Source organism: Bradyrhizobium sp. 482_C4_N1_8 (genome assembly GCF_052075965.1).
Taxonomy (GTDB): domain Bacteria; phylum Pseudomonadota; class Alphaproteobacteria; order Rhizobiales; family Xanthobacteraceae; genus Bradyrhizobium; species Bradyrhizobium barranii.
Genome location: NZ_CP197231.1, coordinates 320,365 through 341,851, shown reverse-complemented (window position 1 = coordinate 341,851; position 21,487 = coordinate 320,365). Strand labels below are relative to the sequence as shown.

The 21,487-nt window shown below is 65.5% G+C and carries 21 protein-coding genes and 1 tRNA gene; 10 read left to right on the top strand and 12 right to left on the bottom strand.

Annotated features, from left to right (window positions below):
• Positions 1-11 precede the first annotated feature (11 nt).
• The 3 genes from AB7Z56_RS01580 to AB7Z56_RS01570 are packed head-to-tail and all read right to left on the bottom strand — an operon-like array spanning position 12 to position 4,245.
• Positions 12-1,421: an adenylate/guanylate cyclase domain-containing protein gene (locus AB7Z56_RS01580; protein ID WP_063980338.1), complete on the bottom strand. Its 1,410-nt coding sequence runs from the start codon at positions 1,419-1,421 to the stop codon at positions 12-14.
• A gap of 51 nt (positions 1,422-1,472) precedes the next feature.
• Positions 1,473-2,840, bottom strand: a complete 1,368-nt coding sequence (locus AB7Z56_RS01575) for a cytochrome P450 (protein WP_063980337.1) — start codon at positions 2,838-2,840, stop codon at positions 1,473-1,475.
• A 34-nt stretch (positions 2,841-2,874) separates the two neighbouring features.
• Entirely contained in the window at positions 2,875-4,245 is a 1,371-nt protein-coding gene (locus tag AB7Z56_RS01570) for a hypothetical protein (RefSeq protein WP_063980336.1), read from the bottom strand.
• 148 nt (positions 4,246-4,393) lie between these two features.
• Between AB7Z56_RS01570 and AB7Z56_RS01565 the strand changes: the two genes are divergently transcribed.
• Positions 4,394-6,082, top strand: coding sequence for an MFS transporter (locus AB7Z56_RS01565; protein WP_063980335.1), 1,689 nt, complete (start codon positions 4,394-4,396; stop codon positions 6,080-6,082).
• A 100-nt stretch (positions 6,083-6,182) separates the two neighbouring features.
• Here AB7Z56_RS01565 and AB7Z56_RS01560 read toward each other — a convergent pair whose 3' ends face one another.
• Both AB7Z56_RS01560 and AB7Z56_RS01555 read right to left on the bottom strand, forming a co-directional pair.
• Positions 6,183-6,398 carry a hypothetical protein gene (locus AB7Z56_RS01560; RefSeq protein WP_063980334.1) on the bottom strand — a complete coding sequence of 72 codons (216 nt, stop codon included), beginning with the start codon at positions 6,396-6,398 and terminating at the stop codon, positions 6,183-6,185.
• Between the two features lie 162 nt (positions 6,399-6,560).
• Positions 6,561-6,884 (bottom strand): hypothetical protein, encoded by a 324-nt coding sequence (locus tag AB7Z56_RS01555; protein ID WP_063980333.1) that lies wholly within the window; start codon positions 6,882-6,884, stop codon positions 6,561-6,563.
• A gap of 253 nt (positions 6,885-7,137) precedes the next feature.
• Here AB7Z56_RS01555 and AB7Z56_RS01550 point away from each other — a divergent pair, with 253 nt between their 5' ends.
• Complete coding sequence (locus AB7Z56_RS01550; protein WP_063980332.1) at positions 7,138-8,193, top strand: polysaccharide deacetylase family protein; 1,056 nt, start codon at positions 7,138-7,140, stop codon at positions 8,191-8,193.
• A 74-nt stretch (positions 8,194-8,267) separates the two neighbouring features.
• On the opposite strand, the gene AB7Z56_RS01545 is transcribed toward AB7Z56_RS01550, so the two are convergent.
• The gene (locus AB7Z56_RS01545) at positions 8,268-8,633 is read right to left on the bottom strand and encodes a hypothetical protein (RefSeq protein WP_063980331.1); all 366 of its coding nucleotides are present in this window, start codon (positions 8,631-8,633) and stop codon (positions 8,268-8,270) included.
• A gap of 445 nt (positions 8,634-9,078) precedes the next feature.
• Here AB7Z56_RS01545 and AB7Z56_RS01540 point away from each other — a divergent pair, with 445 nt between their 5' ends.
• The 4 genes from AB7Z56_RS01540 (at position 9,079) to AB7Z56_RS01525 (ending at position 11,607) form a co-directional block, all read left to right on the top strand.
• Positions 9,079-9,507: a hypothetical protein gene (locus AB7Z56_RS01540; RefSeq protein WP_441256143.1), complete on the top strand. Its 429-nt coding sequence runs from the start codon at positions 9,079-9,081 to the stop codon at positions 9,505-9,507.
• A 22-nt stretch (positions 9,508-9,529) separates the two neighbouring features.
• Positions 9,530-9,712 (top strand): hypothetical protein, encoded by a 183-nt coding sequence (locus tag AB7Z56_RS01535; RefSeq protein ID WP_187387858.1) that lies wholly within the window; start codon positions 9,530-9,532, stop codon positions 9,710-9,712.
• Positions 9,713-9,760: 48 nt separating this feature from the next.
• A complete protein-coding gene (locus AB7Z56_RS01530; protein WP_354122526.1) occupies positions 9,761-10,264 on the top strand; it encodes a class I SAM-dependent methyltransferase in 504 nt (167 codons plus the stop codon).
• A 158-nt stretch (positions 10,265-10,422) separates the two neighbouring features.
• Positions 10,423-11,607, top strand: coding sequence for an integrase core domain-containing protein (locus AB7Z56_RS01525; protein WP_441256142.1), 1,185 nt, complete (start codon positions 10,423-10,425; stop codon positions 11,605-11,607).
• A gap of 43 nt (positions 11,608-11,650) precedes the next feature.
• Here AB7Z56_RS01525 and AB7Z56_RS01520 read toward each other — a convergent pair.
• From AB7Z56_RS01520 to AB7Z56_RS01505, 4 genes are all read right to left on the bottom strand, one after another.
• Positions 11,651-11,726 (bottom strand) — tRNA-Thr (locus AB7Z56_RS01520).
• A 100-nt stretch (positions 11,727-11,826) separates the two neighbouring features.
• Positions 11,827-13,602 carry a heme biosynthesis HemY N-terminal domain-containing protein gene (locus AB7Z56_RS01515; protein WP_063980327.1) on the bottom strand — a complete coding sequence of 592 codons (1,776 nt, stop codon included), beginning with the start codon at positions 13,600-13,602 and terminating at the stop codon, positions 11,827-11,829.
• Positions 13,603-13,639: 37 nt separating this feature from the next.
• The gene (locus AB7Z56_RS01510) at positions 13,640-14,875 is read right to left on the bottom strand and encodes a hypothetical protein (protein ID WP_354124615.1); all 1,236 of its coding nucleotides are present in this window, start codon (positions 14,873-14,875) and stop codon (positions 13,640-13,642) included.
• Between the two features lie 65 nt (positions 14,876-14,940).
• A complete protein-coding gene (locus AB7Z56_RS01505) occupies positions 14,941-15,702 on the bottom strand; it encodes a uroporphyrinogen-III synthase (RefSeq protein WP_063980325.1) in 762 nt (253 codons plus the stop codon).
• 151 nt (positions 15,703-15,853) lie between these two features.
• On the opposite strand from AB7Z56_RS01505, the gene tsaD reads away from it, so the two are divergent.
• The 3 genes from tsaD to AB7Z56_RS01490 all read left to right on the top strand — a co-directional run bounded on the left by tsaD (position 15,854) and on the right by AB7Z56_RS01490 (position 18,440).
• The gene (tsaD, locus tag AB7Z56_RS01500) at positions 15,854-16,927 is read left to right on the top strand and encodes a tRNA (adenosine(37)-N6)-threonylcarbamoyltransferase complex transferase subunit TsaD (RefSeq protein WP_063980324.1); all 1,074 of its coding nucleotides are present in this window, start codon (positions 15,854-15,856) and stop codon (positions 16,925-16,927) included.
• Positions 16,928-16,929: 2 nt separating this feature from the next.
• Entirely contained in the window at positions 16,930-17,910 is a 981-nt protein-coding gene (locus AB7Z56_RS01495; protein WP_063980323.1) for an NAD(P)H-dependent glycerol-3-phosphate dehydrogenase, read from the top strand.
• Positions 17,911-18,026: 116 nt separating this feature from the next.
• Positions 18,027-18,440, top strand: a complete 414-nt coding sequence (locus AB7Z56_RS01490; RefSeq protein WP_063985980.1) for an EVE domain-containing protein — start codon at positions 18,027-18,029, stop codon at positions 18,438-18,440.
• Positions 18,441-18,555: 115 nt separating this feature from the next.
• On the opposite strand, the gene AB7Z56_RS01485 is transcribed toward AB7Z56_RS01490, so the two are convergent.
• Entirely contained in the window at positions 18,556-19,650 is a 1,095-nt protein-coding gene (locus tag AB7Z56_RS01485) for an adenylate/guanylate cyclase domain-containing protein (protein WP_283018948.1), read from the bottom strand.
• 102 nt (positions 19,651-19,752) lie between these two features.
• Between AB7Z56_RS01485 and AB7Z56_RS01480 the strand changes: the two genes are divergently transcribed.
• The gene (locus AB7Z56_RS01480; RefSeq protein WP_063980321.1) at positions 19,753-20,208 is read left to right on the top strand and encodes an SRPBCC family protein; all 456 of its coding nucleotides are present in this window, start codon (positions 19,753-19,755) and stop codon (positions 20,206-20,208) included.
• Between the two features lie 108 nt (positions 20,209-20,316).
• On the opposite strand, the gene AB7Z56_RS01475 is transcribed toward AB7Z56_RS01480, so the two are convergent.
• Positions 20,317-21,486 (bottom strand): DNA topoisomerase IB, encoded by a 1,170-nt coding sequence (locus AB7Z56_RS01475; protein ID WP_063980320.1) that lies wholly within the window; start codon positions 21,484-21,486, stop codon positions 20,317-20,319.
• Position 21,487: the final 1 nt, after the last annotated feature.

The window sequence follows — 21,487 nt, the reverse complement described above, 5'->3', positions numbered from 1 at the left end:
TCGGCAATCTGTCACGGTATCTCGTACACCACCATCTTGTCGGCGATGCCGCGCAGGGCCGCCTGCTTCTGGATCGGCTTGATCGCGCGCTGCTCGAGCACCTCGGCGACTGCGGGCGCATCGAGCACGGGGCCCGTGATGTGGATCTCCTGCGCCGTCGACAGGCTCTGGACGCGAGCGGCGATGTTGACGGTCTGGCCGAAATAATCCTGGCGTTCGTTGAGCATCACCGCAAGGCACGGGCCTTCATGGATGCCGATCTTGACGATGAGATCGTCGGTGCCGCGCTGCCTGTTGAGCTCGTCCATCGCGGACCGCATGCGCAGGCCCGCGACGATGGCGTGCTCGGGGCGGACGAAGGTCGCCATCACGGCGTCGCCGATCGTCTTCACCACCGCGCCCTTCTCGGAGGAGATGATCTCGAGCAGCGCATGGAAATGCGCGCGCACGAGATCGAAGGCGGCGAGATCGCCGACGCGCTCGTAGAGCGCGGTCGAGCCCTTCAAATCGGTGAACAGGAATGTCAGCGACGTGATCTGGAGCCGCTGGTCGAGGCTGAGATTGTCCGCCTTGAAGACATCGCGAAACGTCTGGTTCGACAGCATGCGCTTGGCGGTGAGGAACGGCTTGCGCTTGCCGATGAGATGATGGAGCGCCTCGGCCGCGATGAACACCGACGGCAACACGCGCACGCCGGCCTGGTTCTCCAGCGACAGCCGCAGCGGCCCCGGCCGCATGGTCGTCGTCCCTGTCGGAGCCTGCACCTTGTTGTACATGATCGCGAACTGCTGGCGCTCCTTGGTCGGCTCGCCCTGGACGTCGATGAAATGGGCTGCGTGCGTCACCGGCTCGAAGATGATGATGAAGTCGCCCGGCAGTTGCAGCGACATGGTCGCTTTCTCGCCCGCCGGAAGCTCGAGTGTATCGAGCGTCACCTCGTTGGCGAGCGTCGCGAAGGATTCCTTGTTGAAGTCGACGCCGGAACTCCAGAATACCTGCTTGAAATATTCCCACACCGGAAGCGTATCGGGATCGTGCGCTGCGATGCGCCGCACGCGCGGATTGACGGTGAAGGAGACCTCGACCTGATCGTCGACCGACGCCTTGTAGCCGCAGGCGCAGAGCGCGCAGTGATAATCGTCCGGCTTGAGCGCCTTCAGCGTCGAATGGGCACCCAGCACGCCGCCGCAGCCCGGACAGAGCACATTCCAGCCGAGATCGAACAGTCCGAGCCGCGCCGCATGCAGGAAGGTGGAGATCGTGTGCTCTTCGTCGAGGCCATGCTGCCTGGAGAAATCGAGGACATTGACGCGGTTGAGCTCGTGATCCTCGCCGTTCTCGATGAGGTGTGCAATCGCGTCGACCACCTTGGCGTCGGCGGTCTGCTTCAGAACGGAAAACTGGGCCTGGATGTCGCTCATGGCGGAGGCTCTATCTGGGGTGGATCGCGCCATCGGGCAGACGAATGTCTGTCACCGACGCGTGATGCGGAACAAGGGTGAGTGGTCCGGCTGGGTCGTCACGACGCCGAGCGGGATCACCGGAACCCTGTCGGCAAGCTCGATACGGAAGGCGCCGATCAACCGGGCCAGCGCCAGCACGGATTCGGCTTGCGCGAACGGCGCGCCGATGCAGACGCGCGGACCCGCGCCGAACGGCAGGTAAGCGAAACGGTCGGGCGCCTCGTTCGACATGAAGCGTTTGGGAATGAAGGCGTTCGGCTGATCCCACAGCTTCTCATGCCGGTGCAGCAGCCAGGGCGCGATCATGATGATGTCGCCCTTGCCGATCTCGACGCCGGCCGCATTGTCCTTCTCGCGCGCGGCGCGCGCGACCAGGAAGGCCGGCGGATAGAGCCGCATGGTCTCCTCGATCACCGCACGGGTGAACTTCTGGCGATCGATGTCGGCCATGCTGTCGAGGTGCTCGCCGTGGGTCTCGGAGGCAACTTCCTCCTGCGTCTCCGGATCGAGCGCGAGCAGATAGAGCGCCCAGAACAGCGCCGTCGCCGTGGTCTCGTGACCCGCCAGGATCATGGTCGCGACCTCGTCGACGAGTTGCGCGTCCGAAAAGCCCTTGCCGGTTTCGGGATCGCGCGCCGCGTCCATGAGATCGAACAGGTCGCGCGGCGGCGCGCCGTCCTTCTTGCCCATCGTGCGGCGCTCGGCGATCAGCATCGCGACGAATTCGGTCCAACGCTTGCGGAAGCGCGCGCGGGCAAAATCCATCGGGGTCGGCCAGGACACCGGCAGCAGCATGTCGAGGAAATAGGGCCGTCCGAGCCGCGCGCCGTATTCCATGACGAAGTTGCGCAAGGTCGGGCCGTGACGGTCCATGCCGAACGAGAACATCGTGCGTCCGGCGATCTCCAGCGTCATACGCTGCATCGTCTCGCGCAGATCGACCGGCTCGCTTGTTCGCGCATCGAGCTTTGTGATGGTCTCGTCGAGCACCGCGGTCATATGCGGGACGAGATTTGCGGTCGCACGCGGCGTGAAGGCCGGCGCGAGCGTACGGCGCTGATGCGCCCAGGCGTGGCCTTCCGCGATCAGAACTCCTTCGCCGAGCACCGGACGCAGCATGCGGATCCCCGCCGGCGTGCGCGTGTAGTTTTCATAATTGCTGAGCAGGACATGCCGAATTGCATTCGGCTGATTCAGAATGAAGCTGTTGTGGAGGAAAAAGCGGCCCTTGATGACCTCTTCTTCGTAGGCACGCTGGCCCCAGGTCGCGATCATGTTCTGCTTGAGGACCGCGACCCGGCCGAGAAACGACATGTCGTCGGGCGCACGCGGCGGGGTCGGAGGGATGATGGGCCGACGCACACTGGCGATGTTCATGGCTCTCTCCCGCAGATATGACCCAAGCCAATAGCTAGTAAGTCAGCTCGGCAATCGCAATCCTGTTCTCGGAGGCGGGCCAGGCACGCGCCACAATTCGTTCTTCGCCGAACTGGGCCACGACGTTACGCCCGGCCTCCGCGGCCGGGAGCCGCAAGGTTGCTGCCGAATCCGTGGGCACACCCGGCTTGACGTCGGCCGGCTCCTTGCCGTCGAGCAGCACCACGTCCCGCGGCAGGCCGAAATAGCCGCGCGGGCGTGACATGATCACGACGGCGCCGGCATCCTTGTCCGCCGGCCCGAGCGGGCGCGCGGCACGCAGATGCACGACATCGGACGAGCGCGGGAAGGGCGTGCGGTAGATATGCGTCGTCGGCGCGTCCGGCGATGTCAGGACGAATTCGAGGAACCAGGAAGGCTCGACCTGCGCCGGACCCCAGCGGCCGTCGGCGCCGGTCTTCGCGCTGTGCACCGCGCTGCCTTTGCGCTCCCCGGTATCAGGATCAACGCGGAAGACATCGACGGTTGCACCTGCCACCGGGCGATTGGTCGACACGCCGCCTGGCGTACCGGTCACAAGGCCGCTCAAACTGACGCTCTGCTCCGGCACAATCGCGATGCGCGCGGGCTCGCGGCCGGCAATGAATTTGTAGATCTCGCGGAAGGCGCGCGGGTGAAACGCCACTTCGCGATGGTCGAGCGCGCCGAGCACGAGATTGGTGGCGCCCTTCAACTCCGGCCCTTCGACGGTAACACCGGTCGGCGTGCCGGGCTTGCCGATGAAGCGGCCATCCGCCTGGGCGTATTTGTCCATGCCGTCGCTGCGCAGCGTAAGGAAGGCAACACCCGGCGTCACCTCGCTCTCGCCCTCGTTGAGACCGCGCAGAAATGTGCCGCGGCCGTTGAACTCGTTGTTCGGCTGGTCATCGGTCGCGAACACGCCGTGATTGGGTGTGCCGCACAGCACGGCATGGCTGACATCGCCGGCACCGCCGTTCCTGATGACGTTGCGAATCGCATAGCCACCGCGCGAGCTGCCGACCAGCGCCACGCGGGCCGCGCCGGCGCGGCGCTTCAATTCCGCGATGGCCGCCGCGAGTTCGCGGCGCTGGTCCTCGGTCGAGGAGCGCCCCGCTTGCTCGACCTTGTCGTCGCTCCGCGCATTGGGATCAGTGAAGTTGATCGCCATCATGCGATCGCGCGCGACGCCGTTGGATTCCATTCGCCACAAGGTCGTCATCCAGAGCGCGTCGTACTCGCCATTGCCGTGGACGAACAGGACCGGCGGCACCTCGGCAGTCTGAGCCGCGGGCACGGTCTGGGCCAGCGCGCCTGTCCGCAAGCTCGCAACCGCGAAAGGCAAGCTGCCTACTCCCAGCAGGATCGACCGTCGCGACAGCTTCATATGTTTCTCCGGAAAAACCATGTCTTTGTGCCGCTTATAGCGGCCTAACCACTGGACAGCGAAGGACTTTCGCAGGCATCACTGGACTTGCCGGAATCACCCAAAGACCATTCCAAGACCACTTCTGCCAGCCCATATGGAAGGGGATATGACCGAGCAGCCGAACCGTCAGAAATTCGCCGGCGACGGCATCGCCGCACCCCTGCGGTACACCGTGTTCCGGCGCATCTGGCTCGCCAGCCTGCTCTCCAATCTTGGCCTCTTGATCCAGGGCGTGGGCGCGGCCTGGGCGATGACGCAGATGGCGGCCTCGGCCGACAAGGTGGCGCTGGTGCAGACCGCGCTGATGCTGCCGATCATGCTGATCTCGATGCCGGCCGGCGCCATCGCCGACATGTATGACCGGCGCATCGTGACCTTGATTTCGCTCGCGATCGCGCTGATCGGCGCGACTGCGCTGACGGTGCTGGCCTGGCTCAAGCTGATCACCCCGGAAACGCTGCTCGTGTTCTGCTTCGTGGTGGGCAGCGGCAATGCGCTGTTCGGGCCGGCGTGGCAATCCTCGGTCAGCGAGCAGGTGCCGCCCGAATCACTGCCGTCAGCCGTCGCACTGAACGGCATCAGCTACAATATTGCACGCAGCTTCGGTCCCGCGGTCGGCGGCGTCATCGTCGCCTCGCTCGGCGCGGTGGCCGCGTTTGCCTGCAACGCGATCCTCTATCTGCCGCTGCTGGTGGTGCTGCTGCTCTGGCGGCGCAACACCGAGCCCTCGCGCCTGCCGCGGGAGAAGCTCAACCGCGCGATGGTCTCGGGCTTCCGCTACATCACCAATTCGCCGCCGATCAAGATCGTGCTGTTGCGCACGCTGGTGATGGGCCTGATCGGCGGCGCCATCATGGCCCTGATGCCGCTGATCGCGCGCGATTTGCTGCATGGCGGCGCGCAGACCTACGGCATCATGCTGGGTGCCTTCGGCATGGGCGCCGTCGTCGGTGCGCTCAACATCCATGAATTGCGCAAGCGCATGAGCGGTGAAGCGGCGATCCGCGCCTGCACCATCTCGATGGCATTTGCGATGGCCGCGCTCGCCGTGAGCACGGAGCCGGTGTTGACGGCGGCGGCGCTTGTGCTCGCCGGTGCGGTCTGGATGGCGGCGGTCGCGCTGTTCAACATCGGCGTGCAGCTCTCGGCGCCGCGCTGGGTCGCGGGCCGTTCGCTCGCGGCGTTCCAGGCCTCGATATCCGGCGGCATTGCGATCGGCGCCTGGGGCTGGGGCCATCTCACCGATTATGCCGGCGTCGAGGTCGCGCTGCTGACGGCCGCCAGCCTGATGCTGATCTCGCCGGTGCTGGGCATTTGGCTGGCGATGCCGCGCGTCGGCGCCCGCAACGAGGACGCGGACGTGCTCGCCGATCCGGAAGTCAAACTGTCGCTCACGGCGCGCAGCGGGCCGCTGGTGGTCGAGATCGAATATAGGGTGAGCCAAGAGAATGCACGCGCCTTCCACAATGTGATGCAGGACGTGCAGCTCTCCCGGCAGCGCAACGGCGCCTATGGCTGGTCGATCGCGCGCGACATCGCCGACCCCGAATTGTGGACCGAGCGCTACCACTGTCCGACCTGGCTCGATTACTTGCGCCAGCGCAACCGCTCGACGCAGTCCGAACGCGCGTTGCATCAACAGGCGATCGATTTCCACATCGGCCCCGATCCGGTGCGGATCCGCCGCATGCTGGAGCGTCCGTTCGGCTCGGTGCGCTGGAAGGAAGAGACGCCGGATCGTGCCGGCGCCGAGGTGCTGCCGGTGGTCGCGAGCGCGGCGGGAAGCAGCACGTAGGTTTTGGCCTGTAGCCCGGATGGCGCGAAGCGCAATCCGGGACGATCTCACCGCGCGGGCAGACCCCGGATTTCGCTCAGCCGGGCTGCGACGGCACGTCTTACTGCCCGTGATCCGTCAACACCTTGTCGCAGGCTTTGCTGAGGCGGGTACGGTTCTGCTTGAGGCAAGCGAGCACGGCGCCATCGCCATTGTTCATCACGGCACGGCAGAAGCGCGTCACATCGCGCGCGCAGGCATCGTGGCCGGGCTGCTGTTGCGCTGAGGCGCTCGATGCGCACAGAATCAAAGAAACAATGAAAAGAAATCTGGTCATCGCGTAATGCCTCTTACCCCAAGGATGTGCGGGCGAAGCTAGTGCGACGATCCTGGAGCCGCAACGGCTTTATTGCCGAGCGGGACTGGCGCGCGTGGCCCCGGCTTGACGCCGGGAGCACATCGCGAGGGGAGCCAACAACGATCGCCGTTGCGCGTTGTCCTACTGCTTGTCCTGGGCGTCAGCGACCTTGCGTGAGGCGCCCTTTGCGAGGTCCTTGTCCATCACCGCGCGGCAGCCGGCGCTCAGATCAGAGCGATGCTTCATCATGCACGCCGTGATCTTCGGGACGTTGGGGATTTCCGAGGAGCACAGGCGGAAGGCATCGCCGGTGCACTGCTGCTGCGCCTCGGCCGAGAAGGCGAAGCTCGCGGTCGTCGCGACGATCGAGACGATCGCGGCAAAGCCCAGAGCCAGGCTGGTGTCGCGGATCCTACTCGTCAGCAATTTCGCAGAGAAAGACTTGGCCGAAGAAGATTTGGTCATTTGAAGCTCCCATTGGCGCCGCTGGAAGCGGGGCCCGTTGTTGGTGGGAACTACGATGCTCCGGCAAAACAGTTTCCACTGTGATGACGGTCACGGGTGGCCATCCATCTGTGACCTCCGTCACATGGCGCACCTCGCTGAAAATCCGGCGCAAACGCCGTCGTGTTGGTGTCACGTTAACTGTTCCTTCGCATTAATGGCTCGTCGCGCGGGAGATTCCGCAGGGTTGGTTGCGTAATTGGAAAGAATAGCGATGCGTAATGCGTTGGGCCTGATGCTGGCCAGTGTAGTTGCGGCGGTCGTGATCGCCGTCGGCGGTTGGTTTTATTATTCCGCGCGCGCCGATCAGGGCGCCCCCAAAACAACGGCCGCCCGTGCCGCCGATCAATTGCCGGCACAGGCGAAGCTCGCCGCCAAGGATGACGTCGAGACCACCGCGGCGATCGCGGCCAGGCCGACGGCAGTTGCTCAGGCAGCGGCGCCTGCGCCCGCTCCGGCCATGCCGGTGCAGCAGCGGTCGACCTGTGCCAATCCGAACGCGCTGGGCGTTGCCCGCGTGGTCGAGATCGACACCACCGGCGGACCCGGCTTCGGCTTCGAGCATTTCAAGCAGTTCGACTTCCTCACCGACAAGGAGGTCGTGCTGACCTTCGACGACGGTCCGTGGCCGGTCAACACGCCCGCGGTGCTGAAGGCGCTCGGGGATGAATGCACCAAGGGTCTTTTCTTCTCGGTCGGCAAGCACGCGACCTATCATCCCGAAATCCTGCGCCAGGTGCTGGCCCAGGGCCACACGGTCGGCACGCACACGTGGTCGCATGTCAACCTGAACAGCAAGAAGATGACGGAGCAACAGGTCAAGGACGAGGTCGAGAAGGGCTTCAGCGCGGTGAGGTTCGCGCTCGGCACCAATCCGGCACCGTTCTTCCGCTTCCCTCAGCTTCAGCACAATCCGGCGATGGTGAGCTATTTCGGCACCCGCAATGTCGCGATGTTCTCGACCGACATCGACTCCTTCGACTTCAGGAAAGGTGCCACGCCGGAGAAGATCGTCGACAACGTGATGACCAAGCTCGACAAGCTCGGCAAGGGCATCATCCTGATGCACGACTTCCAGAAGCACACCGGCGAAGCGATGCCGGCGCTGCTCGCGCGGCTGAAGGCTGGCGGATACAAGGTCGTGCAGATGAAGGCCAAGGCGACGCTCCAGACGCTGCCGGAATATGACGAGGCGCTGCTGAAGGACCTGAAGGTACCGACCTCGAGCGCGCGTCCGATAACGAGCGTGGTGCAGACGGTGTCGCAGTAAGCCCGAACCGCTTCCTCAATACGCGCATGGCCGGGCTCTTGCCCGGCCATTTGCTTTTGCAGCGGGTCGCGGCCTTACCAGTAGATGCCGTGGCGGTGCAGCTCGCTGATGATGCGGCCTTCGGTCCACGTGCGCTTGTGCTTCGGCTTGCCCGCCTTTGCGGTCTTCGTGGCAGTCGCCGCCGGCGCTGAGGTCGTCGTTGTCGCGGTCACGGCAGGAGCCGTCGCCGCGGCGGGAGCAGGGGCCGAGACTGCCGGCGGACGATCGACGTATTTCGGAGCTTCCGTGGCTGGCGCGACTTCGCTGATTTGTGTCATCGGGGCGATGGTCGTGGTGGCCTGCGGAGCGGCCGTCGCCGTGGCCAGCGACAGGCTGCGGTCGGCGGCATGGGCAGATGCAGAAGCCAGGACCATGGCGGCAACCAGAATGATCTTGCGCATGTGAAATCTCCCCGTGTTTGCGTGACCGGGAAATTAGGGGAGATCTGATCTGCGTTATGTGACTGTCATCACGTAGACTGCGCTCGGTCTTGAACCCGCGATCAGCATCCGCGGCGATCAACCCGCAACGTCATGTCGCGTTTGACGATTGTTTCCAAATATTTCTGATTGTGGCAGACGCTCGACACGTATCAAAAGGCGTGCCGAGTCCGCCCGTTGTGACCTTCATCAAGCGAGTGAAGCGTAAGCTGCTGCCGCCGCGAGAGGTTATTCAGGGGTACGAGAACCCGGAACTGGTTGAAACGATTTTCCTAAGACAATCAACTACAACCCGGACAGCGACTGGCCGCTGGTCGCGGGCATAAACACGGTTCTGGATTTCGGCGGAGGCGCCGGCCTGCATTACAAGGTGGCGCGCCGGCAATGCCCGGACATTCGATGGGCGGTGGTTGAGACGCCAGCAATGGTGCAGCGCGCCAAGGAGCTTGGCACCGATAGGCTGATGTTTTTCGAGCGCATCGACCAGGCCGCCGACTGGCTCGGCACTGTCGATCTCATCCACTCGAATGGGACCATACAGTACGTCCCGGATGCATTGGAAACCGTCAGAACGCTGTGCTCGGTTCGGCCGGCAATGTTGGCATGGTACCGCGTTCCGATCAGCGAAGAGACCCGGCGAGAGGTTCAGACCTCGTACCTGAGCGACAACGGTCCAGGATCGTCGCTCGCCTCCAAGGAGAAGCTCGTCAGATACGAGCGCAACTGGATCTCCGAGCAAGCATTCATCCAGGCTCATGAGGGATTTCGCATCACTGAGCGGAGCCCGGATCCCACCGAGCGCGGCACGCAACAATTCAGGTTCGCGCGGGTCTAGCTTGCGACAATACGGGGGCGATGTGTTTGACAAGTTTGCAGACTGGTTACGTCAGACGGCCTTTTTCTCGACGGCTATCGACATCGCGCGCCAGACGTTACCGGAGCCCGCGCTGATCTGGTTGCGCACGCAGATGGTGCGCAATCTCCGTGGAACGCCTGGCGAGGTGTTCGGCGAGATCTATCGTCGCAACGTCTGGGGCTAAAAGGAAACCGCTTCCGGCGGCGGATCCACGCTGCACAATACCCAGAGGGTGCGAGAAAGCCTTCCTGGTCTGGTTGGCGACCTCGGGATCCGTACCCTGCTCGATTTGCCTTGTGGTGATTTTCATTGGTTGTCGAAGATCGAACTTCCAATTTCTCGCTACATTGGAGGAGACATCGTTCCGGAACTGATTGCGCGAACGGCTGACCAATACAGTCGCCCAGATCGCACGTTCCTCCGGATCGATCTCTGCAACGATCCGCTCCCGGAAGCTGACCTGCTGCTCTGCCGCGATTGCTTCATTCATCTGTCCGAAGAGATGATTTTTCAAGCAATCGACAACATTCGTCGATCCAACATCAAGTATCTCCTGACGACCACTTACCCGGCGGGCCGAAATCGTGCGATCCGCACGGGTGACTTCTTCTCCATCGATCTGAGCGCTCCGCCCTACAACTTCCCGCCGCCGATCAAGGTGCTGGACGACTACGCCCCACCGTTCGACCGGCGGCAACTGGCGCTGTGGGAAATCGAAAGCCTGCGCAAAGTCTGAGGCGATGGCACGCCGTCTCGCGGCGAGGCTGCTTCGGAGGATGAAACAACGGCGCGGAAAACAACGGAAAATCAGAGTTGAGCGGCCCGAGACATAGGTGACAAAACGTACCGGACACATGGGTTACACTTTCCGCTTTTGTTCTGCGGGAGGTGTGGATGCCGTGGAAAGCGAGTTCGGTCATGGAAGAACGCCTTCGCTTTGTGGCCAGGCTTCTGGATGGGGAAGCCATGACGGATGTGTGCCGGGAGTTCGGTGTATCCCGAAAGACCGGCTACAAGATTTTCGATCGCTACAAAGAGTATGGGCTGGCCGCCCTGAGCGATCGGTCCAGGCGGCCGGTGCGCTATGCCAATCAGCTCCCGGAGCAAATCGAGGGCCTGATTGTCCGCCTCAAGGCCGAGAAACCGCACTGGGGCGCGCGCAAGATCCGCGAATTGCTGGTCCGGCGGCTCGATGGCGATGTCAGGATTCCCGCCAAAAGCACCATCCATGCGGTGCTCGATCGCCATGGCCTGGTCAAGCGTGGCGGCGGGCCGCGCCACCGCGCGCGCGGCACGCCGCTGTCCACGGGTAACGGACCCAATGATTTGTGGTGCACCGATTTCAAGGGCGAGTTCAGGCTCGGCAATGGCCGCTACTGCTATCCGCTCACCGTCACCGACCATGCCTCGCGCTTCCTGTTGTTGTGCGAAGCGCTCGATTCAACGCGTGAAGACCCCGTAATTACAGCCTTCGAGCGTCTGTTCCTCGAGCGCGGCCTGCCGCTCGCCATTCGCTCCGACAACGGCGTGCCCTTCGCCAGTCCCAACGCCTTGTTCAACCTCTCCAAGCTCTCGGTGTGGTGGCTCCGACTTGGTATTGCGATCGAACGCATCAAGCCGGGTCACCCGCAACAGAACGGACGTCATGAGCGCATGCACCTCACCCTCAAAAAGGAAACCACCCGGCCGCCGGGCGGCAACAGCCTGCAGCAGCAGGAACGCTTCGATGCCTTCGTTCGCGAGTTCAACTCCGAACGTCCGCACGAGGCCCTCGACATGAAGTGCCCTGCCGAGCTCTACGTCGCCTCAGCGCGTTCCTATGCCGGCCTGCCGGAGCTGACCTATCCGTTCCACGATCGCGAGGTTCTTGTAACCGCGTGCGGCCGCCTTTGCCTGCACCGCAAGCGGATCAACATCTCAACCGTGCTGGCGGGCCAAAAGCTCGGCATCAAGGAGGTCGACGAGGGCATTTGGCTCGTCAGCTTCATGCACTATGATCTGGGATACTTCGACCTGGAGCAGAAAACCCTGCAACCTCTCGACAACCCATTCGGCACGAGGCTGTCACCCATGTCTTAGGTACGTTCCGTTACCCATGTCTTCGGGCCGGACAAGTGATAAATGGTGCCGCAAGAGGGATTCGAACCCCCGACCCCGTCATTACGAATGACGTGCTCTACCAACTGAGCTATTGCGGCGAACCCTACCGGGACCCGCGCAATGCAGGTCCCGATACGCGCGCTCCTGATATCGGGCATGGCCCGAATTGGCAAGGTGGAGCGGGCTTCGAAATGTGCCTCACGCGCCCCAGCGGGACCAGAATCCGCGCCAGCCGCCGGCCTGGGCCTTTGCATGGGTTCTGGGCGTGCCGATTTGTTCCGCAAATTCATCGCTCGGACCCTCGTCATCAATCCCGGGATCATCGGGGGCGCGGACTATCGGGATGACGGCCTGGATCGGGGCCGGCGCAGGCTTGCCGAGGTCGGCGCGGGTCCGGAACACCGGCGTTGCCGCCTCCGGCGATGATTCGGCCGCCTCAGGGGCGGGATTGACCGGCTCGGCAGCCGGCGTGACCGCAGGCTCTTCTTTGGCGGCCTCCCCGGTCGTTTCCTTGGCCTCAGGGGGCGAATTGTCCTGTGCGGCGGGGACCGGATCCGGTGCAGCCGCGGGCGGTTCCACCGGGGCTTCGCTCGGGGCTGCCGTCACCCGCTTCGGCGGCGGGGCGGCCAGCATGGCTTCCTCGAAGGCCGAGGATTCGATGGTGGCGCCCTTGTCGGAGGGCAGGCTCGCGACCGGCGTTTGCCACTGGAAGGCATCGAGACGGCCGGTGACCGGCGAGACCGGACGCCAGCGGTCGCTGACATAGCCGTCCGCGGTCCAGGCCGGATCGTGACGGGCGCGCACCGCGCGCAAGGTCCAGGCGCGGGCACGGCCGCCGTCGCCGTGCTCGGTGCGCTCGAGCTCGGCCATCAGCAGCGCGACGCGCTGGGTCGGATCATTGACGTAGGGTGCCAGCACCGCGCGCGCACGCGCGAACTCGGAGGCGTCGATCGCGGCGCGCGCGATCGCGAGCTGGCCCTCGACATGGCCCGCCTTGTCGGCGGGCGTCTTGGCCGCCAGCGTCTCGACCCGCTGCAAGCGCTGCCGCGCAGAATCGCCGAGCTTCACATGCGCGTAGGCGTCAGCGAGATCCGGATGCGGATTGGCGAGCCACGCGGCCTCGACCAGCTTCATGGAGCGGCGCACCTGATGCGCTTCGCTCTCGAACTTCGCCGCAAGTACCGCGGCCGGCACCAGCGTCGGCGCGAGCTTGATGGCCTCCATCACGCTCTCGCGCGCCACGTCGCGGTCCATGGTTTCCAATTCCAGCGCGCGGGCCGTGAGCAGCACGCCGCGCTGGCGACGATAGGCCGCCTTGTCGATCAGGCCCGCGGACAGATTCGAATCGAGGATCGCGAGTGCGCCGCTCCAATCGCCGCGCGCGCAGCGGAAGCCGAGCACCGCGTGCGAGGCCCAGGTCGAGGACGGCGACAGCTTGATCGCCTCCTCCGCGATCATCACGGCGCCGACCGCATCGTCGGCACGCTGCGCCTCGATGAACAGGCCGCGCAGGCCGAGCAGCCGGGTATCCTCGCGCTCAGCCATGACGCGGAAGACGCGCTGGGCCTCGTCGCGATTGCCTTCGAGCTGGGCCGACTGCGCGTGCAGCAGCAGTGCGAGCGGATCGTTCGCGGCCAGCCGCCGCGCGGTATCGGCGTGGCGGCGGGCGAGGGCGGTATCGCCATGACCGATCGCGAGCAGGCCGTGGGTGATGGCATGGCGGCCGCGCGCATGGCGTTTCTCGTGACGGCGGCGGCGCAGGCGTCCCGGCGCGCGCCAGATCATCGTCACGATGCTCCAGACCAGCACGACCGCCGCCGCAAAGACGCCGAGCAGAAACACGAACCTCGGAAGCGTCGTTGACGCGCGGAAACCGCCCGCGGTCAGGACGAGATCACCGGGCTGATCGGCAACCCAGGCCGCGCCGGCCGCCGCCAGCGCGATCAGGACGAGGAAGAGGACGATGCGAAGCATGGCGATCCCTATTACGCGCTGATTATTGCGCGAACCTTTACTGAGCAGGCTTGACCAGATCGGGCTTGGCGAGATCCGCCATGGCATCGTCGGCGAATTTGCGGGAGGCGCCGAGCGCGGCGTCGCGCGCATCGGCCTTGTCGAGCCAGGCCTGTGCCGGTGCACGATCGGCCTCGGGCAGCGTCTTCAGCTCGCGCCGCGCTTCCGCGAAATCGTTGCGAAGCGCCGCCGCCGTCACCCGTGCGACGATGGCGCCGCGATCATTGCCGACGCCGTCGGTGCGCTCGATACGAACGAGTTTCGAGGCCCCCGCCTGGAGGCGCTCGACGATGCCGGCACCGGCGGCCGGGGCTTCCGCCGGCGGCGAGAGCTTGGGCACGATGTTGAGCAATTCGCGGCTCAGCGCGACCGGCGTCGGAATGCCTGACGACGCAAAGGTGTCGAGCGGCTTCAGCATATCGGGCTTGGCCGCGAGCGACCGCGCCGTGGCCAATTGCGATTCGTAGGGATCGCCATGCCGAACCGCGACGTCGAGCAGAGCCGCCGCCACGACATGGCGCAGGGGCTTGTCATTCGTCGCCTTGTTGTCGGCAATCTTCTCGCCCTGCTGTGCGAGCTCGGCGCGCTCCGTCTTGCTGGCGCGCTCCAGCTGCGCAATGCGGTCGCTGAGCGCGGCAAGATCGGGCGCTGCAGCGCGCGGTGCCGATTTCGCGTCGTTGGCGGTCTTGTCGGACTGTGCGCGCAGATTGGCGATGTCACTGCGCAAGGCATTTGCGGATTTCTCCAGTGCATCGATCCGCGCCACCGTGGCCGGATCGGCGGCGGGCTTGCCCGCCTTGGCTTCGACCGCGGCGACACGTCCGCTGAGCGCGTCGACCGTCGCGCTCGTGACTTGCGGCGCGGCCGGCGGCGCCTCCACGGCGGGCCAGCCCAGCATCCAGCCGACGGCAATCACGATTGCGGCTGCGACCGCGCCGGAGAACGGCGCAATGACCCAGGGCGAAACCGGCGCCGACGCGGGAGCGGAAGCAACCGCGGCCTCCGCATGCGCGGGCTCCGGGTCGGGCCTGGCCTCTTCGGATTTGGACTCTTCGACCGTGGCCTGCTCTGGCGTGGCCTGCTCCGGCGTTGGCTGAACCTCCGGTTCGGCGGCCGCCGTTGGCTGCGGCTGGGTCGAGATTTCGGTTGCCTCAAGGTCGATGGTGGGCGGGGTGCGCTTGGCACGGCCTGACTCGGGAGCCAATCCTGCGTCTTCAGGCTTGTCGTCGGCCATCGTGACGGTTCCTCACACTCAAATGCCCTGAACGGACCCGATCGCGTCGGATTCGGCCCGACCTCTTACGCCAAACGGGTCCGCAAAGCACGCTCCAAGGTATCAAATAGGGCATTTTCGTCCGGCGTCGCAGCCCCCAGAACCTGCGACGCGCCGGCATCGCGCAGCACGCTGGCGACCGTCTCGGACAGGCAGCATTGCGGGATCGCCAGCGCCGAGATTTCGACGCCTTCGTCCCGTGCCGCATCCAGGAAGGCCCGCGCGCTGCGGCGGGAGTAGTGCAGCACCGCCTCGATCCCATGTGCGGCAAAGCCATCGCAGACATCGCGCGGCAGGATCTTGACCGGAGTCATGCGATAGGTGGTCTGCGTCACCACGCTGAAGCCCTCCGCGCCAAGCTCGCCGCCGAGATCGCGCGACAGATCCGCGCCCGCGAGATAGAGCAGCGTGCTTTTCTTCTTCAGCAGCTTCTCGCGCGCGCTCTGCATCACCTTGTCGCGCAAGGCCGCGGCATCGCCGCCGGCGACGATCACCTCGGCGAAGCCGGCGTCGCGCGCCGCAGCAGCCGTGTGCTCGCCGACCGCAAACAGCGGCAGCTCCAAAAGGCCAAGGTTCTTTAAGCCAAGATCCTGCAATTGCGGCGCGACGGCGCGGATCGCGTTGGCCGACGTGACGATGATGGCGCCGTAGTCGGCCTCACTCTCGTCATGGAAGGCGACCGGCTCGAACTTGAGCATCGGGGCGAGCAGCACCACATGACCCCGCGCCCTCAAATTTTCCGCCGTTGCCTCATTGTCGGGATGCGGCCGTGTGACAAGAATGGACATCGCTTGTGTTCCCGAACCGCGTGGCGGTGACGCATTCACGAAGGCGGCTGCGCGTGACGATTGCGCAAGTGGACCCCGGAATGCTACCGGACGTACCAGAACTCTGCTTTACGGATGAGCGCAAGGGCGCAAATTGGATAACAATTCGCCAATGCTGGTACTGGGCATCGAAACCACCTGCGACGAGACCGCCGCGGCCGTGATCGAGCGCGCGCCCGACGGCAGCGGCAAGATCCTGTCCAACATCGTGCGGTCCCAGATCGAGGAGCATGCCCGCTTCGGCGGCGTGGTGCCGGAGATTGCCGCACGCGCGCATGTCGACGTCCTCGACGGCATCATCGACCGGGCCATGCACGAGGCCGGCATCGACTATGCGCAGCTCAACGGTGTCGCCGCCGCGGCGGGGCCGGGGCTGATCGGCGGCGTCATCGTCGGCCTCACCACCGCCAAGGCGATCGCGATGGTGCACGACACGCCGCTGGTCGCGGTCAACCACCTCGAGGCGCATGCACTGACGCCGCGCCTCACCGACGGAATTGAATTTCCCTACTGCCTGTTCCTCGCCTCGGGCGGGCATACCCAGATCGTCGCCGTCACCGGGGTCGGCCAATATGTACGGCTCGGCACCACCGTCGACGACGCGATGGGCGAAGCTTTCGACAAGGTCGCGAAGATGCTGGGCCTGCCCTATCCGGGCGGGCCACAGGTCGAACGCGCGGCGGCAACCGGCGATACCACGCGCTTCGCCTTCCCGCGCCCGATGCAGGGACGGCCCGATGCCAATTTCTCGCTGTCGGGATTGAAGACGGCGGTGCGCAACGAGGCGAGCCGGTTAACCGAGATCGCGCCGCAGGATATCAGCGATCTCTGCGCGAGTTTTCAAGCCGCAGTGCTCGACTCGACCGCCGACCGGCTGAGCGTCGGCCTGAGGCTTTTCCGCGAGCAGTTCGGCGCTCCGCATGCCCTCGTCGCCGCCGGCGGCGTCGCGGCCAATCAGGCGATCCGCGGCGCCCTGCATGACGTCGCGCGGCAGGCCGGGACGCAACTGATCATGCCGCCGCCCGCGCTCTGCACCGATAACGGCGCGATGATCGCCTGGGCCGGCGCCGAGCGCCTGGCGCTCGGCATGATCGACACGATGGAAGCCCAACCCCGCGCACGCTGGCTGCTCGATGCCAACGCCACGGCGCCGGCCGGTTACGGCAACACGCGGGCGGGATTCTAGCTATGACGGCGTTCCGGTCCGTCGCGGTGATTGGTGCGGGCGCATGGGGCACGGCACTGGCGACGGTCGCGGCGCGCGCCGGGCGGAACGTGACGCTCTGGGCGCGCAACAGCGAACATGCCGCGCGAATCGCCTCGACCCGCGACAATCCGCGGCTGCCCGGCGTGCGGCTGGCGCCGGAGATCGTCGTGACGCACGAGCTTGCGGAGGCCGCGCGCGCGGACATGGTGCTGATCGCGACGCCCGCACAGCATTTGCGCGGCGCAGTCAACATGCTCGCCTCGCATCTGACAAAGCCGGTGCCGATCGTCGCCTGCGCCAAAGGCATCGAGCACGGCACCCATAAATTCATGACCGACGTCATCGCGGAAGCCGCACCTCACGCGCCGCCGGCGATCCTGTCGGGCCCGAGCTTTGCCGACGACGTCGCGCGCGGCTTGCCGACCGCGGTGACGCTGGCGGCGAAGGATGAAGCGCTGGCGAGCGCGCTGGTGCAGGCGCTGGGCTCGGCGACCTTCCGGCCCTATCACACGACAGATGTCCGCGGCGTCGAGATCGGCGGTGCGGCCAAGAACGTGTTGGCGATCGCGGTTGGCATCGCGGTCGGGCGCAAGCTCGGCGCCTCCGCCCAGGCTGCGCTGACGACCCGCGGCTTTGCCGAACTCACGCGCCTCGGCCGTGCCCTCGGCGCGCGCGGCGAGACGCTCACGGGCCTGTCCGGCCTCGGCGATCTGATCCTGACCTGCTCGAGCCCGCAATCGCGCAATCTCGCGCACGGCCTTGCGCTGGGCCGCGGCGAGCAGCCTCCCGCGGGCAAGCTTGCCGAGGGCGAGTTCACCGCACCTGTGTTGATCGAACTCGCAGCTTCGCACAACATCGAGATGCCGGTATCAGAAGCGGTCGCTTCGATCCTGAGCGGCCGGAGCACGATCGACGCCGCGATCTCGGGGCTGTTGACGCGCCCCTTCAAGGCAGAGGAATGACGTCTTTCTCGTCATGCCCGCGCTTGTCGCGGGCATCCACGTCTTGATATTGAATTGGTGGCAGAGACGTGGATGGCCGGGACAAGCCCGGCCATGACGAACGGATAGGACGCGCGATGAACTACTGGCTGGTGAAATCCGAACCGTCGGTATGGTCCTGGGACCAGCAGGTGGCGAAAGGCGCCAAGGGCGAGGCCTGGACCGGCGTGCGCAATTACACCGCGCGCATAAACCTCGTGAACATGAAGAAGGGCGACAAGGCGTTCTTCTATCATTCCAACGAGGGCAAGGAGATCGTCGGCATCGCCGAGATCATCAAGGAGGCCTACCCCGACCCGACCGACAAGACCGAGAAATTCGTTTGCGTCGATATCAAAGCCGACAAGCCCTTGAAGACGCCGGTGACGATGGCCGCGATCAAGGCGGACAAGAAGCTCGCTGATATGGCGCTGGTGAAATATTCGCGCCTGTCGGTGCAGCCGGTGACGGCGGAAGAGTGGAAGCTCGTCTGCAAGATGGGCGGGATGTAATCGACTTCAACGGTAGGGTGGGCAAAGCGTAGCGTGCCCACCAATCGAAACCGGAGCTTGCCGTGAGATGGTGGGCACGGCGCGCAAGAGCGCACTGCGCTTCGCTCCGTCGGGGCTACGATATCCGGGCTTGCGTCGCCGGTAGCGTAAACACCTCGCATGGCGAAGCGATGCCGCGCAGCGGATGCGATCCGAGCGCGACGAGAGGCGTGTCCGTCTCCGCGGCAAGCGCCCCCGATACCAGGACGGTCCGTTCCAAGGGCTTGCACAATCCCTCGAGCCGGCTGGCGAGATTGACGGCGGGACCGATCGCCGTGAAATCGAGCCTGTTGGCGGCGCCGATATTGCCCCAGAGTATTTCGCCGAGATGAAGGGCCGCTCCGAACGCAAGCGGCGGCAGTCCTTGAGCGCCGCGCTCCCCGTTGAGATACGCCATGCCGGCTTCGGCTGCGCCTGCGGCACGCAGGGCGGCGTCGCAGGCGCGGCGCGGTGAGGCCTCGACCACCGGGAAGATTGCGAGCACGCCGTCGCCGATGAATTTCAGCACCTCGCCGCCGAAGGCATGAACGGCACCGGCGATGCGATCGAACCAGGCGTCGAGCGCTGCGATGACGTCGGCCGGCGGTGTGGTTTCCGACAAGGTCGTGAAGTTGCGCAGATCCGCATAGAGCAGCGCGGCTTGAATGGTCTCGCCGAGATCGCGCCGCAGCGGCGCCGCCAGCACCCGCTCCGCGCTGCGCTTGCCGAGATAGGCATCGAGCGGCGCGCGCAACGTGGCGCGCGCGGCGAGTACGGCAAGCGGCGTCGCGGCGAAACGCGCAGCCTGGCGCAATTGCTCGATCTCGTCTGCGGTGAACGGACGCGGCCCGATCCAGCCGAGCTGCGGCCCATCCTGTCGCCCGACCACCTCTTCGTGCACCTCGCCGCCCGCGATGTCGCGCAGCCAGCGGCGGCCGGCATCATCGGGCGGGTCGGGCGCCAGCCCACTTGGTGCGAAGCCGAGCGCCTCGATGACCCGGCCGTTCTCCGCGCGCCACAGCCAGGTCCGCTTCGCGATCAGCGGATGCGGCACCTCCAACGTCAGGCTGCCTGCCGCAAGCGGCACACCGTCGGCGACCAGATGAGCGCCGAGTTCCGCGAGCAGACGGTCGGCCCCGGGGCAGTCCGAGGCGGCATCGACGAGCCAGGCGAGGGTCCGGGAGAGTTGCATGGCCCGATGATGGCGAAGGTGGCCCGTCTTTGTCACGGGCAATCCTTGACGCACCGCTCCACCGCCGCCATGTGGCCAGTGTCAGCCCAGGGATGATCGCCGATGACCGAGCCGTTCGTAGTGCGACGCGAAACCCAGATCGCAGCCCCCCGCGCCACCGTCTTCGCCTATTTGACCGACCCCGAGAAAATCCTGAGCTGGATGGGCTCCGACGCGACCACGGAGCCGCACCCTGGCGGGCTCTATCTCCTCAAGGGCATCGGCCCGCGTGGCGGCGTCGGCCGCGGCACCTTCCGCGAGGTCGTGCCGGTGCATCGTCTGGCCTACACGTTCGGCTGGGAGGGCGGTCAGGAAGTGCCGCCCGGCTCGAGCCTGATCGAGATCGACCTGATCGAGCGCGACGGCGGCACGCTGCTGCGCATGACCCATAGCGGGCTCCCGACCGAGGAACAGGCCGCCGCGCACGCGAAAGGATGGGCGCATTATCTGGGCCGGCTCACGAGCGCAGCCGCGGGCCGCGATCCCGGTCCGGACAAGGGTATCTCAGACAAGATGTAGCTCTCGTAGGGTGGGCAAAGCGAAGCGTGCCCACGCGGCCTATCAACAATGTCGTGAGAATGGTGGGCACGGCGCTTCGCGCCTTTGCCCACCCTACGGCACTCCCGCTTAAACCGCCGCGGTCGCCACCACCTGCTGCAAAAGTTGCTCGCGCCTGGCCTGTGAACGCTGGCCCTTCATGGTCGCGGCGAAGCGTTCGAGGATGCCGTCCTCGAAGGCGGTGACGATGGTGTCGTGGACGTAGCTCTTGCGGCAGATGGCCGGCGTGTTGGAGAGCTTGTCGGCAGCGGCGCGGATCGCGTCCAGCACCTGCTTCTTGCGGCCGCGCTGGCTGGTCGCCGGCGTGATCCGCGACAGCGATTCCACCACGACTGCGGACGCCATCAGCGTGCGAAAATCCTTCAGCGAAATCTTGATGCCGGCGATCTCGCGCAGAAACGCGTTCACCTGCGTGGTGCTGACCGCGCGCACGATGCCGTAGGCGTCGCGATACTGGAACATGCGCTTGCCGGGAACGCCGTTCAGAATGCCGATGGCGCGCACCAGCTTCGCAGCGTCGCACTCTTTCCGCACCGCCTTGCCGCCCTTGGCCTTGAACGTCAGCACGAAGGAGTCGTCCTCGAGCGTAACGTTCGACTTCAGCATCGTGGTGGCACCGCGGGTGCCGTTGAGGCGGGCATAGGATTCGTTGCCGGGACGGATCGCGGTGCGCGCGATCAGCTCAATCACGGCCGAGAGTGCGAATTCACGCGTCGGCTCGTCGCCCGACAGGAACGCGGAGACCTTGCGCCGGATCTTTGGCAGCGCGCCAACAAGCTTTTCCAGCCGGTGCGCCTTGCGGTGCTCGCGGACCTTTTCCCAATCGGCGTGGTAGCGGTATTGCAGCCGGCCCGCGGCATCGCGTCCCACCGCCTGGAGATGCGAGCTCGGATCGGCGGAGTAGCGCACCTGGCGATAGGCCGGCGGCACCGCCATGGCGTGCAGCCGGCGGATAGTGCGGGCGTCGCGGATATGCGCGCCGTTGGGACGGACGAAGGAATAGCCCTTGCCGCGCTTGATGCGCCGGATGGTCAGCTCGTTCTGGTCGCCGAGCCGCAGGCCCAGCTCCTTGGCGATCGCCTCAACCGAGGTCGCAGGCGCGGTGTCGAAGACCTTTTTCGGGCTGAGACGGGCGGAACCGGCCGGTTTCGGCCATTGTCCGAGGGCTTTCGCCAGCGCGACAGCAGCAGGATCGGCCGAAGCGAGCCGCATCGTCCCGAGATTCTGCTGATCCATCATA

What these genes read in the sequence shown, in the direction of transcription:
- AB7Z56_RS01580 (WP_063980338.1), bottom strand. Translation starts at nt 1,421, where the DNA reads ATGAGCGACATCCAGGCCCAGTTTTCCGTTCTGAAGCAGACCGCCGAC.
- AB7Z56_RS01565 (WP_063980335.1), top strand. Translation starts at nt 4,394, where the DNA reads ATGACCGAGCAGCCGAACCGTCAGAAATTCGCCGGCGACGGCATCGCC.
- AB7Z56_RS01575 (WP_063980337.1), bottom strand. Translation starts at nt 2,840, where the DNA reads ATGAACATCGCCAGTGTGCGTCGGCCCATCATCCCTCCGACCCCGCCG.
- AB7Z56_RS01545 (WP_063980331.1), bottom strand. Translation starts at nt 8,633, where the DNA reads ATGCGCAAGATCATTCTGGTTGCCGCCATGGTCCTGGCTTCTGCATCT.
- AB7Z56_RS01510 (WP_354124615.1), bottom strand. Translation starts at nt 14,875, where the DNA reads ATGGCCGACGACAAGCCTGAAGACGCAGGATTGGCTCCCGAGTCAGGC.
- AB7Z56_RS01490 (WP_063985980.1), top strand. Translation starts at nt 18,027, where the DNA reads ATGAACTACTGGCTGGTGAAATCCGAACCGTCGGTATGGTCCTGGGAC.
- AB7Z56_RS01570 (WP_063980336.1), bottom strand. Translation starts at nt 4,245, where the DNA reads ATGAAGCTGTCGCGACGGTCGATCCTGCTGGGAGTAGGCAGCTTGCCT.
- AB7Z56_RS01550 (WP_063980332.1), top strand. Translation starts at nt 7,138, where the DNA reads ATGCGTAATGCGTTGGGCCTGATGCTGGCCAGTGTAGTTGCGGCGGTC.
- AB7Z56_RS01485 (WP_283018948.1), bottom strand. Translation starts at nt 19,650, where the DNA reads ATGCAACTCTCCCGGACCCTCGCCTGGCTCGTCGATGCCGCCTCGGAC.
- AB7Z56_RS01475 (WP_063980320.1), bottom strand. Translation starts at nt 21,486, where the DNA reads ATGATGGATCAGCAGAATCTCGGGACGATGCGGCTCGCTTCGGCCGAT.
- AB7Z56_RS01480 (WP_063980321.1), top strand. Translation starts at nt 19,753, where the DNA reads ATGACCGAGCCGTTCGTAGTGCGACGCGAAACCCAGATCGCAGCCCCC.
- AB7Z56_RS01505 (WP_063980325.1), bottom strand. Translation starts at nt 15,702, where the DNA reads ATGTCCATTCTTGTCACACGGCCGCATCCCGACAATGAGGCAACGGCG.
- AB7Z56_RS01560 (WP_063980334.1), bottom strand. Translation starts at nt 6,398, where the DNA reads ATGACCAGATTTCTTTTCATTGTTTCTTTGATTCTGTGCGCATCGAGC.
- AB7Z56_RS01515 (WP_063980327.1), bottom strand. Translation starts at nt 13,602, where the DNA reads ATGCTTCGCATCGTCCTCTTCCTCGTCCTGATCGCGCTGGCGGCGGCC.
- AB7Z56_RS01495 (WP_063980323.1), top strand. Translation starts at nt 16,930, where the DNA reads ATGACGGCGTTCCGGTCCGTCGCGGTGATTGGTGCGGGCGCATGGGGC.
- tsaD (WP_063980324.1), top strand. Translation starts at nt 15,854, where the DNA reads ATGCTGGTACTGGGCATCGAAACCACCTGCGACGAGACCGCCGCGGCC.
- AB7Z56_RS01525 (WP_441256142.1), top strand. Translation starts at nt 10,423, where the DNA reads ATGCCGTGGAAAGCGAGTTCGGTCATGGAAGAACGCCTTCGCTTTGTG.
- AB7Z56_RS01555 (WP_063980333.1), bottom strand. Translation starts at nt 6,884, where the DNA reads ATGACCAAATCTTCTTCGGCCAAGTCTTTCTCTGCGAAATTGCTGACG.